Annotated in this window: 13 protein-coding genes; 6 read left to right on the top strand and 7 right to left on the bottom strand. The window is 30.5% G+C overall.

Annotated features, from left to right (window positions below):
• Positions 1 to 26: 26 nt before the first annotated feature.
• From hemW to ruvC, 3 genes are all read right to left on the bottom strand, one after another.
• Positions 27 to 1,154 (bottom strand): radical SAM family heme chaperone HemW, encoded by a 1,128-nt coding sequence (gene hemW / locus GQS58_RS06850; protein ID WP_166384221.1) that lies wholly within the window; start codon positions 1,152 to 1,154, stop codon positions 27 to 29.
• A gap of 36 nt (positions 1,155 to 1,190) precedes the next feature.
• Complete coding sequence (locus GQS58_RS06845) at positions 1,191 to 1,556, bottom strand: four helix bundle protein (protein ID WP_166384219.1); 366 nt, start codon at positions 1,554 to 1,556, stop codon at positions 1,191 to 1,193.
• Between the two features lie 66 nt (positions 1,557 to 1,622).
• Positions 1,623 to 2,177 (bottom strand): crossover junction endodeoxyribonuclease RuvC, encoded by a 555-nt coding sequence (gene ruvC, locus GQS58_RS06840; protein WP_166384217.1) that lies wholly within the window; start codon positions 2,175 to 2,177, stop codon positions 1,623 to 1,625.
• A 106-nt stretch (positions 2,178 to 2,283) separates the two neighbouring features.
• Here ruvC and GQS58_RS06835 point away from each other — a divergent pair, with 106 nt between their 5' ends.
• Both GQS58_RS06835 and GQS58_RS06830 read left to right on the top strand, forming a co-directional pair.
• Positions 2,284 to 3,201: a hypothetical protein gene (locus GQS58_RS06835; protein WP_240914572.1), complete on the top strand. Its 918-nt coding sequence runs from the start codon at positions 2,284 to 2,286 to the stop codon at positions 3,199 to 3,201.
• Entirely contained in the window at positions 3,198 to 4,379 is a 1,182-nt protein-coding gene (locus GQS58_RS06830; RefSeq protein ID WP_166384213.1) for a glycosyltransferase family 2 protein, read from the top strand. Before GQS58_RS06835 ends, GQS58_RS06830 begins: the two co-directional genes overlap by 4 nt.
• Before the next feature lie 213 nt (positions 4,380 to 4,592).
• On the opposite strand, the gene GQS58_RS17290 is transcribed toward GQS58_RS06830, so the two are convergent.
• From GQS58_RS17290 to GQS58_RS06820, 3 genes are read right to left on the bottom strand one after another with little or no spacing between them, the layout of a single operon-like run.
• Positions 4,593 to 4,724, bottom strand: coding sequence for a hypothetical protein (locus tag GQS58_RS17290; RefSeq protein ID WP_262887957.1), 132 nt, complete (start codon positions 4,722 to 4,724; stop codon positions 4,593 to 4,595).
• An 11-nt stretch (positions 4,725 to 4,735) separates the two neighbouring features.
• Positions 4,736 to 5,407, bottom strand: coding sequence for a tRNA (5-methylaminomethyl-2-thiouridine)(34)-methyltransferase MnmD (gene mnmD / locus GQS58_RS06825; RefSeq protein ID WP_166384211.1), 672 nt, complete (start codon positions 5,405 to 5,407; stop codon positions 4,736 to 4,738).
• Between the two features lie 34 nt (positions 5,408 to 5,441).
• The gene (locus GQS58_RS06820; protein WP_166384209.1) at positions 5,442 to 5,948 is read right to left on the bottom strand and encodes a DUF4920 domain-containing protein; all 507 of its coding nucleotides are present in this window, start codon (positions 5,946 to 5,948) and stop codon (positions 5,442 to 5,444) included.
• 120 nt (positions 5,949 to 6,068) lie between these two features.
• On the opposite strand from GQS58_RS06820, the gene GQS58_RS06815 reads away from it, so the two are divergent.
• A complete protein-coding gene (locus tag GQS58_RS06815) occupies positions 6,069 to 7,127 on the top strand; it encodes a branched-chain amino acid aminotransferase (RefSeq protein ID WP_166384207.1) in 1,059 nt (352 codons plus the stop codon).
• A gap of 477 nt (positions 7,128 to 7,604) precedes the next feature.
• Here the strand turns inward: GQS58_RS06815 and GQS58_RS06810 are convergent, their stop codons facing one another.
• A complete protein-coding gene (locus GQS58_RS06810; protein ID WP_166384205.1) occupies positions 7,605 to 10,253 on the bottom strand; it encodes a DUF5916 domain-containing protein in 2,649 nt (882 codons plus the stop codon).
• A 230-nt stretch (positions 10,254 to 10,483) separates the two neighbouring features.
• On the opposite strand from GQS58_RS06810, the gene rplM reads away from it, so the two are divergent.
• From rplM to rpsB, 3 genes are all read left to right on the top strand, one after another.
• Positions 10,484 to 10,939: a 50S ribosomal protein L13 gene (gene rplM / locus GQS58_RS06805; protein WP_166384203.1), complete on the top strand. Its 456-nt coding sequence runs from the start codon at positions 10,484 to 10,486 to the stop codon at positions 10,937 to 10,939.
• Complete coding sequence (gene rpsI, locus GQS58_RS06800; RefSeq protein ID WP_166384201.1) at positions 10,939 to 11,325, top strand: 30S ribosomal protein S9; 387 nt, start codon at positions 10,939 to 10,941, stop codon at positions 11,323 to 11,325. The genes rplM and rpsI overlap by 1 nt, the downstream gene beginning before the upstream one ends.
• 145 nt (positions 11,326 to 11,470) lie before the next feature.
• On the top strand, positions 11,471 to 12,265 hold the full coding sequence (gene rpsB / locus GQS58_RS06795) for a 30S ribosomal protein S2 (RefSeq protein ID WP_166384199.1): 795 nt from the start codon (positions 11,471 to 11,473) through the stop codon (positions 12,263 to 12,265).
• Positions 12,266 to 12,286 lie beyond the last annotated feature (21 nt).

Genomic DNA, 12,286 nt, shown 5'->3' with positions numbered 1-12,286 from the left:
TTTCTTTATTAATTAAGCCGAATAACCTAGTTTACCATAAATAAATCCGAGGATATTCCGTCTGATAAAAACTTTCCTTTTTGGGTTGTTTTTAAAATTTGGTTTTCAATATACAATAATTCTTGCTCAATATATTTTTCAGATTGCTTTTCTAAATATTTAATATATTTTTCTCCGAAATCTGTTTTTATTTTATCAAAAGAAACTCCCCAAATGGTTCTTAAACCTGTCATAATATATTCATTATAACCATCCGTTTTTGTGAGTGTCTCTCTTTCTATTGGAAGCGTGTTTTCTTGAATCGCTTTTATATATTTCGCATTATTTCTTACATTCCAACTTCGTTGGGTTCCGTTAAAAGAATGTGCAGAAGGACCAATACCTAAATACGATTTACCCAACCAATAAGAAGAATTATTCTGACTAAAAAAACCTTCTTTACCAAAGTTAGACAACTCGTAATGCACAAAATTTACTTTCGATAATTCTTCTATTAAAATATGAAATTGTTCCTCTGCTTTTTCATCATCCACATTTTTAATTTCCCCTTTTTTAATCAACGCTGCTAATGCCGTTTTTGGCTCAACCGTTAACGCATAACTAGATATATGTGGAATTCCGAAACTCAGTGCCGTTTGTATATTATCTCTCCATTCTTCATTGGTACAATCTGGAATTCCGTAAATTAAATCAACAGAAATATTCTTAAAGTAACGAGTTGCAATTGTTAAGCAATTTTTAGCTTCGGATGAATTATGCGCACGATTCATGAGTTTTAAATCTTTCTCAAAAAAAGATTGCACGCCAATACTTAATCTATTTATTGGTGATTTAGATAGTTCAATTATTTTTTCTTCAGACAAATCATCCGGATTTGCTTCTAACGTAATTTCTGGATTCTCAATTACTGTATGATTTTTATACACAGCATCAATTAACAAATTAATTTCTTCTGTATTTAAAACAGACGGTGTTCCGCCTCCAAAATAAATAGTTTCTATAATGGTGTTTTCTAACTCGTCTTTTCTAATTTCTATCTCTTTAATTAAAGACGAAATCATATCTTCCTTTTTCTTTAACGAAGTAGAAAAATGAAAATCGCAATAAAAACATGCTTGCTTACAGAATGGTATGTGAATATATATTCCGGACATAAATTAGTTCTCAGTTTACAGTATCAGTTGGCAGAATTACTTGACACCAAATTTACCAGGATTATTAATCATATAATTTATTAATCTTCCTACTTCTAAATTTTCGGAAGCTAATTTTTCAAAAGTATTTTTATCAAAGTACTCACATTTTAAAGCAAACAATAACCAAGTGTAAGTTTCAGAATTTTCAGCATCCGAATCACTTAATTTACTAACAAAGTGCTTAGGATATTGTCTTTTTCTATAAGCTTCAGATATATTTGCAGAGACACTTCTATAAGATCTTCTTACTTGATCTGTAAGTGAATATTTTTCTTCTTTCGGAAATGATTTTGAAACCTCAAAAATATTCATTGCCAAAGAAAACGATTTTTTAAGAGCTAATAAATCTGTAAAACTCATAATTTTTATTTTTACTGATTACCACAACTGAACACTGCTACTGCTACTGCTACTGAAAACTAAACATTATTTCTTAACGCGTTTCTCATTCTGTTTCACAAAACTCGCCCAACCTGTATAATTCTTTCCACCAACTACTTTTCCTGAATTATAGAAATGGCAAACTGCAGCTGCCAAACCATCTGTTGCATCTAAGTTTTTTGGTAATGTTTTTAAGTTTAAAAGTGATTTTAACATCAAAGCAACTTGTTCTTTACTTGCGCTTCCGCTTCCGGTAACTGCCATTTTAATTTTCTTTGGCAAATACTCTGTAATCGGAATTTCGCGAGACAAACCTGCTGCCATAGCAACTCCTTGTGCTCTACCTAACTTTAACATAGATTGTACATTCTTTCCAAAAAACGGTGCTTCAATAGCTATTTCATCAGGATTATAAGTATCTATTAACTCAATAGTACGCTCAAAAATTAGTTTTAATTTTAGGTAGTGATCATCGTATTTCTGCAACATTAATTCATTCATCTGAATAAATTCCATCTTCTTACCAACAACTTTTATCAAACCAAAACCCATAATTGTAGTTCCCGGATCAATGCCTAAAATAATTTTTTCTATCGCCAAACTGGTAGATTGTTTTTGTTTTTATCACCAAAAATACTGATGATTATTTGTTACTTTGCAAACCATGTATAATTCGCTCTCATACAAATCTAAACAATTCTTTTGGTTGATAATAAAACTATCGATTGTAATTGGTTGCGGATATTTTATTTACACAAAACTGGTTGATAACGAACAGTTAAAATTCACTGTTTTTTATAAAAATTTAATAGAAAATGATATTTTTTCTATCAAAATCATATTTTTTCTATCTCTTCTCACATTTTTAAATTGGTTTTTAGAAATATTAAAATGGAAATCTCTTGTCGGTTTTGTAAAACAAATATCCTTTTTTGAAGCCACAAAACAATCTTTAGCTTCCTTAACAACTTCTTTAATTACACCCAATAGAATTGGAGAATACGGAGCAAAAGCACTTTATTTTAATAAGAAATATAGAAAGCAAATATTAGGTTTAAATTTGGTTGGTAACTTTTATCAAATGGTAATGACCTTATTTTTTGGAAGTATCGGCCTCTGTTATTTTGTTCTTAGTCATAAAATAAATGTTGATCTATATCAAATTTTTAAAATTTTACTTTTAGTATTTATTCTAATTCTTGTCTTATTTTTTCTACTAAAAAAACTTAACTTCAAAGGCTTTACTTTTGAAAAAGCAAGGAATTTTATAAAAAGTATACCGTTGACGCTAAATATAAAAGTTGCTATTTTATCATTGTTTCGGTTCTTAGTTTTCTCACATCAGTTTTACTTTTTATTACTCATTTTTAATGTTGATATTTCTTATGTTGATGCAATTTCGGCAATTACCTCCGTTTACTTGATAGCTTCTACAATACCAATGCTGTCATTATTTGATGTTATCTTAAAAGGATCTGTAGCTATTTGGATATTTTCGTTTTTAAATATAGAACCTCTTATCATTCTATCTACAACCACTTTAATGTGGATTTTAAATTTTGTACTACCCGCAATTATTGGTAGTTATTTTGTGTTAACTTTTAAACCTAGTTTTACAAAATGATTTGGTTCTTAATTTTCACATTTACTTCTTATGCAATTCTAATTGTTTGGTTAAGAATTGGCTTTAAAAAAGTTAAAGAATTTAAGGAAGTAGCAACAGTAAATAAAACCTCATTTTCAGTAATTATCCCTTTTAGAAATGAAGCTGAAAACCTACCTATTTTATTACAATCAATTGAGGAACTGAATTACCCAAAAGACTTGGTTGAATTTATTTTGGTTGATGATGCTTCTACTGATGACTCTGTTGAAATAATTCAACAATTTGTTATTTCGAACGAGGAACGAGGAGAAATCTCAAAAAGCAAACAAGTTCTCGATACAATTTCGAAAAAAAGGGAAATCACTCGAACTGACATTCGTATTATAAGAAACAATAGAACCTCCAACTCACCAAAAAAAGACGCCATTACAACAGCTATTTCTGAGGCAAAAAACAATTGGATTGTTACTTCAGATGCAGATTGTATTTTACCTGAAAATTGGTTAAAAAGCTTAGATATTTTTATTCAGAATAATAATGCAAAAATGGTGGTTGCTCCTGTAAACTATAAAGCTAAAAACAACTTTTTAGAGCAGTTTCAATTATTAGATTTTATGAGTATGCAAGGAACTACCATTGGTGGTTTTGGAATGGATTTTCCTTTTTTATGCAACGGTGCAAACTTTGCTTACAGAAAAGATGCTTTTCTACAACTAAACGGTTTTGAAGGCAACAACAATATTGCTAGCGGAGATGATGTTTTTCTGTTTGAAAAATTTATAATTGCTGATAAAAAAAGTGTTTTTTATTTAAAATCAGCAGCGGCTATTGTTACTACATTTCCTGTAAAAACATGGAGTGATTTAGTAAACCAAAGAACACGTTGGGCTGCAAAAACAGGTAATTTTAGTTCTTTAAAAGTAAAGCTAATTGGTTTATTGGTTTTACTCGCCAACTTTGTTGTTGTTTACTATTTATTGCTTGGAAGCTTAGAAATGCTTTTTATTCCTTTTGTGTTAAAAGTAATTATTGATTTGTTTTTATTCTTGCCTACAATTCAGTTTTTTAAACAGGAAAAACACTTTTATAAATGGTATCTTTTTGCAAGCTTCTTGTATCCTTTTTTTAGCCTTCTCGTTATTTTTAAATCGCTCTTTTTTAAGTACAATTGGAAAGGAAGACGTTTTAAAAAGTAACTTCTACTTTAGGTAAATGAATATTTATTGCAAACAAGTTTAGCCCTGATTGAAGTAGCAACCTTTATATTCCCTATTAAAAAATCGTCATTGCGAGGAACGAAGCAATCTGTTAACCTTAAAGAGATTGCCACAGTTTACAAAAAAGTAAACTTCGCAAAGACAGCTATAAAAAGATATAATGTAAAGCAGGAAATAGCTTCTAAAAAACTATTAAAATAAAGCATTCATAATATCTTCGGCTTTAAACCAAAGGATTAAAACGAAAGCTAAAACAGCAATTAAAAAAAGGCCTTTTGTAGGTTTAGATTGCTTTTGTCTTCCAAATTTTCTTTTGAATTCCATCTGAATGTTTTTTACTCGTTCGTTTTTGTCGTTATTTTAGTTGCTCTTAACATTTCTCTTTTCCCCGGAGGTCCAGGCAAACGCTCTACTGTTAAACCAACTTCTTGCATCGCTCTTCTAACGCTTCCTTTTGCCGAATAAGTTACTAAAATTCCGTTTTCTTTTAATGCATCAAACATTTTACGGAAAATCTCTACCGTCCATAATTGCGGTTGTACACGAGCACCAAAGGCATCAAAATAAATTAAATTAAACGTGTCTTTATCTTCGATATCTTCAAAAAACTGCTTCCTTTTTATGAGTGAAAAAGTATCTGAAATTTGATGCTTTTCTTCCCAAGAAACAGCGTGCATTTTATCGAATACAGCACTTTCTTTTTCTGCTTTTAAAACAGTAATAAAATTCATATTCTCTACTTCTTCTGCAGTAACAGGATATGCTTCTACACCAACATAGTTTATATTTCTTTTTGCTTCTAAATAGGTAATAAAACAGTTTAAACCTGTACCAAAACCAATTTCTAAGATAGATACTTCTTCTGCAGTAACTAATTTTAATCCGCTATTAATAAAAACATGGTAAGACTCGTTTATTGAACCGTTTTTAGAATGATATTGTTCATTTAAATCGGGTAAATTAATGGTTGTAGAACCATCGGAAGTTATTAGAATTTCTCTTTTCAAAATATGTAGACTTATTACTTATTGAAACTAATTTTTACTTTCTCATTAAAACACCATCTGCCTCAAAAGTAAATTCTTTTTTAGGCTCGGTAATTTTTGCTATTTCTTCTTTAGTTTTCCCTGCATCTTCTGCGTAATGTTGCAATTCTTCTACAGATGTTTCTTGTACAAATGCTTTACCATTTAAAACCACTTCTTTTCCTTGAGAATCTAAAGGCATAAAAAAACCATAATCTTTAAAACGAACCATCGTTTCAGTTTCTTCATTTAAAGGCAACTTCATCCAACATCCTTTTTTAGAACAAACTTCTTTAATACTAGATGCAAACTTTACATTAATTGTATCACCAGTTTTCATGGTTTTAAATTTAGCTAATAACTCTTCTGAAGTAATTGCATTGTCTAACTCAATTTTTTCTCCGAAAGATTCATAAACCACTTCTTGTTTTGGTTCTGATGTTTCATTGGCTGCTTTCTTGCCTTCTTTACATGCCGTAAAACCAAATAAAATAACCAAACAAAAGGATATTACATATTTCATATTTTCTAAATTTAATGAGTATCGAACAAAAGTACATATTATAATGAGTAAAAGCAATGATTAGTTATATCGACCGATGAATATTTTATGTACATTTGTCCAATAATTCAATCAAAAAGAATGAAATCTGATATAGAAATTCAACGTATAGAAAAATCGAAGATCGATTCTGTAGATTTTAACAATCTACCATTTGGTAGTGTATATTCTGACCACATGTTAGAGTGTGACTTTATAGATGGCGAGTGGCAAACACCTGTTATTAAACCTTATGCACCTATCTCATTAGACCCATCTGCAAAGATTTTCCACTACGGACAATCTATTTTTGAAGGTATGAAAGCCTACAAAGATGCAGATGAAAACACGATGTTATTTAGACCTTTAGAAAACTGGAAGCGTTTAAATAAATCTGCAGAACGTTTGGTTATCCCTGCAGTTCCTGAAGATGTTTTTATGGAAGGTTTAAAAAAATTATTAGAAGTTGATAATAAATGGATTCCTACTAATGAAGGAAGCTCTTTATATATTAGACCTTTTATGTTTGCTTCTGGAATAGGATTTCACGCTTCTCCGGCAGATGCTTATAAATTTATAATTTGTACAGCTCCTTCTGGCGCATATTTTTCTGGCAAAGTAAAAGTTTTAATTGAAGAAAAATATGCTCGTGCTGCAAATGGTGGTGTTGGTTTTGCAAAAGCTGGTGGTAATTATGCTGCTCAGTTTTACCCTACACAATTGGCCATAGAAAAAGGATACAATCAAGTTATTTGGACGGATGATAATACGCACGAATATATTGAGGAAGCTGGTGCAATGAATATTTTCATTAGAATTAATGATACTTTAATTACAAGTCCTACAAGCGATAGAATCTTAAATGGAATTACACGTAAAAGTGTTATTCAGATTGCTGAGGACATGAATATTGATGTAGAAGTTAGAAAAATTACAGTTTCTGAAGTAATTGCTGCTGCACAAAGTGGTAGTTTAAAAGAAATGTTTGGAGCAGGAACTGCTGCAGTAATTTCTCCTATTGCAGCTTTTGGATACCAAGGTTCTGATTATGATTTACCAGAATTAGAAGCACCTTTTGCAGGAACTCTAAAGAAAGCGATTACAGACATACAAACAAACCAAGCCGAAGATCCTTACGGATGGAGAGTAATTCTTAAATAAACAATTTATAGTTGTAGTTTAAAACTGTAAAAACATATAATACTAAAAGCATCAATTAATTTTGATGCTTTTTTTGTATTTAAGTTTTACGCTTATTTCTTAATTGAGTTTCTTGACAAACTTTAAACAGCGAAAGTAAAAATTCAGCAAAAAAACATACAATACAATACCGTTTTAGAAATTGCATAAAATGTGGGTTCTCAAAAAAAAATGTTATGCTTATTTTTATACTAACAAAAACGGAAATGCTCTATTATTAAAGAAGTAAAAAAAGACAGATTAAGCTTTTTTTAGGCTACTTTTTAAATAATAATAAAGTAAAATAAATATTTATCAACCAAAAATAAAGTGGTTTTCATTTATTTTAATCTTACAAATTTTACATTATTAGAAGGCCGTTATATGTAAAATAAATTTGATAAATTAAGTTTAGGTTCACAAGTAATAATGCTAATTATCATTTATAAACCGTTTATATTACCTTACAAATCTATACGTTGCTTTTATTAAAAAAGTACTTTCTAAAGGTTTGTCTAAAATTTGGTTTCTAAAGCTTCTTGATAATGAATTTCTAGCATCATCAGAACCAGCGCCACCTCTTGCCCAAACAAAAAACAACTCAGAGCCTGGTATATACTCCCATCTTGCCACTAAGTTTGTTCTAAATTGTACATAAGAAAAATCTGGGTTCTTAAATGTGTAATCTGCAATTGCATCTAAATTTTCATCAATAGAAAAATGATCATTGTTTTCAGAAATCTCATTCTCATTATACATCCTTACCCTGTCATTAATACTAGATGCTGTTGAATTAGTAACGTAATTAAAATCGGAATATCTTCCACGAGCAATATAAGGTTGCCCATAAAACTGAATAGACATATTAGGATTTAAACTATAATTTAATCGTAAAGTTGTCGTCCACGAATCATTTTCAATATTTCCTAAAATATATCTTTTTAAATTACCAAAATCTTTAGTTGTTACATATTGAGATTTATCAGAAGTTTTTTCCAATACATTTTCTAAAGACATACTAAAAGAATTAAAAGGTTGGTAATTTATTTTAAACTCATATTTATCTGTATCACTTACGTTTTCTTCACTTCTAATACGAACATAACCAAGTTTAAGACTAAATTTTTTACTTTTATCCGTTTCTACAAAAGCATATATAAATTTATCATCTGCTACTTTAAAGCGCGGTCCACCTCTTAAAAAAGAGTTTCTATGCATTTGCGTACTAGATCCCATGCCTATATTTGAAGACCAATTATTTTTCCAATTAACCCTTCCTTCAAGTGCAAAACGAGATTTATTTAAATTGCCTCCAAAATCATAAATAGTAGATTGCTCTGCACTTAAATCTATATCTCTATAAATACCTTTAGGAATTTGCCATAAATATCTTACTTGTGTAAATTGAATCATTTCATCTGTATGACGTAAAAAGCCTACATCATTCAATTCTAATTCTGGCGAACGCCAAATAAAACCTCCATTATAACGCCAGTTTCCTCCACCTTGCTTCCCAAATTCAACCCTACCTCCACTTCCTGTTAGCGAAGTTCTTGTTGGATCTAAATCTACATAATCTGCATCTGGTCTTTGAAACAATCGGGCAATAGATGTTTGTGTATCTAAAATTGCTTCTTCACTTCCTTTAACATGACTTAAAATTGTATTCCCTTCCAAATAAAAATCTCTATTATGCCAAGTATGCCTAAAATCTACTCCTCCTGTATAAGCAGCTTTGTGTAAATCTGAAAAATTATCCTCTAAATTTCTGTTTGTTGCTGTAAAAATTCCTCCTATGAAAGAGTTACGCTCATTAAAATCTTTTTGAGCTCTGGCAATAAAATAGTTTGTTAAAGGCTCTACAATTTCTTTTCTGGTATTACCATTTGTTTCTTTAATTTTTGCAAATTCATTTGCTGTAACACTTTCTAAAACACCAATAGACCAACCATTCTGTGTTTTTCCTGAAAATTTTGCAGCACCTAAAATAGTTGAATTCTGTGGTACATCTGCAAATTCATCATCTTGTAAAATAAGATCAGTTTCTATATTATTACCAACTTTTTTATGAGGATTTCTACCGATTCTTCTACTATAAAAAATGTTATCACTTCCGTCAGCAAACTCAAAATTGAAAATATTCTTATTTTCAACAAAAAAAGGACGCTGTTCTTTAAAAAATATTTGAAATCCATCTAAAGCAATCGCTCCTGGATCTGCTTCTACTTGTCCAAAATCTGGGTTTATCGTTAAGTCTAGCGTTAAATCGTTTGTAATTCCAATTTTAGCATCTAAACCCGCATTTAGTTTAAAATCACTTCCATCTCTAAACGGGTTATTCCCCTCTTTTGGATAAGAATCATATTGTAAAACTGCAAAAGGCTGAATTTCTAATTGTTTTTGCGATACTAAATCTATTAATCCATGCAACTCACCAGCTTCACTAATAAACCCAGATTGAGAATTTGGAATTCTTTGCCATAAAGATCGTTCTTGTTTTCTAAAAAAAGTTCGATTAATATTAAACCCCCATATTTGTTCTTTTGCATTACCAAAGCGTAACTGGCTAAAAGGAATTTTCATTTCTACGGTATAGCCTTTGTTATCTACCTTAGCATCTGTATACCAAATAGGGTTCCAACTATCATCCCAATTATCGCCATTTTGCGTAACAATTTCTTCACCTTTTACCCCTGCAGCAGTTGTTGTAAATGCAAATGCGGTTCTTTTATCATGATAACTATCAATAATTACATTTACCCTATCACCAGCAAAACCATCTCTACGTGTAAGTCTTTGCTGAATTAATTCTGGTTTATCATCAAAAGCTCTAATAGCAATGTATAAATACTTATCATCATACATTACTTTAAATTTTGTTTGATGCATTGGTGCAACTCCTTCATTTGGTTCTTTCTGTACGAAGTCTGATGACCATTCTACAACATTCCAAGCATCTTCCGAGATAACACCATCTATTATTGCTACTTCTTTTAATTTCTTTGTATTATAAACTCTTTTTGGTATAATTTCATTCGTTGATTCTTGCGAATAGGTAGTAAACGAAATACTTACTATTAATAATAAAGTAAATAAATAAAATTTCATATGGATGGTTGGCTAGTATAAAGATTGCGTAAAATGCCCTTAATTATACAACAAAAGTAACTTTTATTATCTTAAAAATTTTGAGAACTACTAACATGTAAAAAACATTAATACATTAAGTACAAAATAAATCTAAAGCACTATTTGTCAATCAAATAAAATACAGTACATTTGCACTCCTTTTTTAAGGAAAATTCAATTATTAATAAACAAAAACTAATAGTGTAATTATGAACACATTAAGTTACAAAACAGTATCAGCAAACAGCGCTACCGTAAACAAGGAGTGGGTTTTAGTTGATGCAGACGGGCAAACGTTGGGTCGTCTAGCTTCTAAAGTAGCAAAGCTAATTAGAGGTAAAAACAAACCAAATTTTACTCCTCACGTAGATTGTGGAGATAACGTGGTTATCATCAACGCAGAAAAAATTAACCTTACTGGTAACAAATGGAGAGACAAATCTTACATTCGTCACACAGGTTATCCAGGAGGACAAAGATCGTTAACTGCAACAGAAATGTTTGAGAAAGATCCTACAAGATTAATCGAAAAAGCAGTAAAAGGAATGTTACCTAAAAATATTTTAGGAGCAGCACTTTACAGAAACTTGTATGTATATGCAGGTACAGAGCACAAACACGCAGGTCAAGCACCTAAAGCTATTAACCTTAACGATCTTAAATAATGGATATAGTACATAAAATCGGTAGAAGAAAAACAGCTGTTGCTCGTATTTATCTTTCTGAAGGAACAGGAAACATTACAGTAAACAAAAAAGATTATAAAAATTACTTTACTACTGGAACTTTACAGTACAAAGTACAACAACCTTTAATGTTAACAGAAAACTTAGAGTCTTACGACATTAAAGTTAATGTTTACGGTGGTGGTGTAACAGGACAAGCAGAAGCTATCCGTTTAGCTATTACAAGAGCTTTAGTTCATATTGATGCAGATCATAGAATTGTCTTGAAACCAGAAGGTTTATTAACTCGTGACCCAAGAATGGTTGAACGTAAGAAATTCGGTCAGAAAAAAGCACGTAAAAAATTCCAATTCTCGAAACGTTAATATTTGTCAGAATTTATTCTGCACTATATTATATCGAGAACTGTTATTATATTTTAATATTAAACAGTTTAGCATCTAAATAGTTAGGACTCGAAAGACTACCTAACTATTGATTTCAAAACAGAAAGTAAACACATTTAAGAAAATGGCAAACGTAAATATTCAAGAGTTATTAGATAGTGGTGTACACTTTGGACACTTAACTAGAAAATGGAACCCAAACATGGCTCCATACATTTATACAGAACGTAATGGTGTACACATCATCGATTTGTATAAAACAGCAGCAAAAATAGAAGAAACTTCAGAAGCTTTAAAAAAGATCGCTAACTCTGGACGTAAAATTTTATTTGTAGCTACTAAAAAACAAGCAAAAGATATTGTTGCAGAAAAAGCAAAAGCAGTAAACATGCCTTACATCACAGAAAGATGGCCTGGTGGTATGTTAACAAACTTTATTACTATTAGAAAAGCTGTTAAGAAAATGGCTCATATTGATAGAATGAAGTTAGATGGATCTTTTGATGCATTATCTAAAAGAGAAAAATTACAAATCAATCGTCAGAGAGAAAAATTAGAAAAGAATTTAGGTTCTATTTCAGATATGACTCGTTTACCTGGTGCATTATTTGTAGTAGATATTAAAAAAGAGCACATTGCAGTAGCAGAAGCTCAAAAATTAAGTATTCCTATTTTTGCAATGGTTGATACAAACTCTGATCCTAGATTAGTAGATTTTATCATTCCAGCAAATGATGATGCTTCTAAGTCTATAGACAAAGTATTATCTTATGTTACTAATGCAATTGCAGAAGGTTTATCAGATAGAAAAGCAGACAAAGAAAAAGTAAAAGAAACTAAAGAAGTTGCAGCTCCAAAAGCTGAAGCAGCAGCTCCTAAGGCAGAAGTTACTGAAGCACCTGCTGAAGAAAAAAAATAATTCTAACTAAAAAACATACAT

Origin of the sequence: Polaribacter sp. 11A2H (assembly GCF_011379025.1) — a bacterium.
Lineage (GTDB): Bacteria > Bacteroidota > Bacteroidia > Flavobacteriales > Flavobacteriaceae > Polaribacter.
This window is presented reverse-complemented; position numbering and strand designations above follow the sequence as displayed.

Bases quoted from the DNA above. Each gene is read 5' to 3' on its own strand.
- GQS58_RS06815 (WP_166384207.1), top strand. From the start codon at position 6,069: ATGAAATCTGATATAGAAATTCAACGTATAGAAAAATCGAAGATCGAT.
- rplM (WP_166384203.1), top strand. From the start codon at position 10,484: ATGAACACATTAAGTTACAAAACAGTATCAGCAAACAGCGCTACCGTA.
- hemW (WP_166384221.1), bottom strand. From the start codon at position 1,154: ATGTCCGGAATATATATTCACATACCATTCTGTAAGCAAGCATGTTTT.
- rpsB (WP_166384199.1), top strand. From the start codon at position 11,471: ATGGCAAACGTAAATATTCAAGAGTTATTAGATAGTGGTGTACACTTT.
- GQS58_RS06820 (WP_166384209.1), bottom strand. From the start codon at position 5,948: ATGAAATATGTAATATCCTTTTGTTTGGTTATTTTATTTGGTTTTACG.
- GQS58_RS06845 (WP_166384219.1), bottom strand. From the start codon at position 1,556: ATGAGTTTTACAGATTTATTAGCTCTTAAAAAATCGTTTTCTTTGGCA.
- GQS58_RS06810 (WP_166384205.1), bottom strand. From the start codon at position 10,253: ATGAAATTTTATTTATTTACTTTATTATTAATAGTAAGTATTTCGTTT.
- GQS58_RS17290 (WP_262887957.1), bottom strand. From the start codon at position 4,724: ATGGAATTCAAAAGAAAATTTGGAAGACAAAAGCAATCTAAACCTACA.
- rpsI (WP_166384201.1), top strand. From the start codon at position 10,939: ATGGATATAGTACATAAAATCGGTAGAAGAAAAACAGCTGTTGCTCGT.
- GQS58_RS06830 (WP_166384213.1), top strand. From the start codon at position 3,198: ATGATTTGGTTCTTAATTTTCACATTTACTTCTTATGCAATTCTAATT.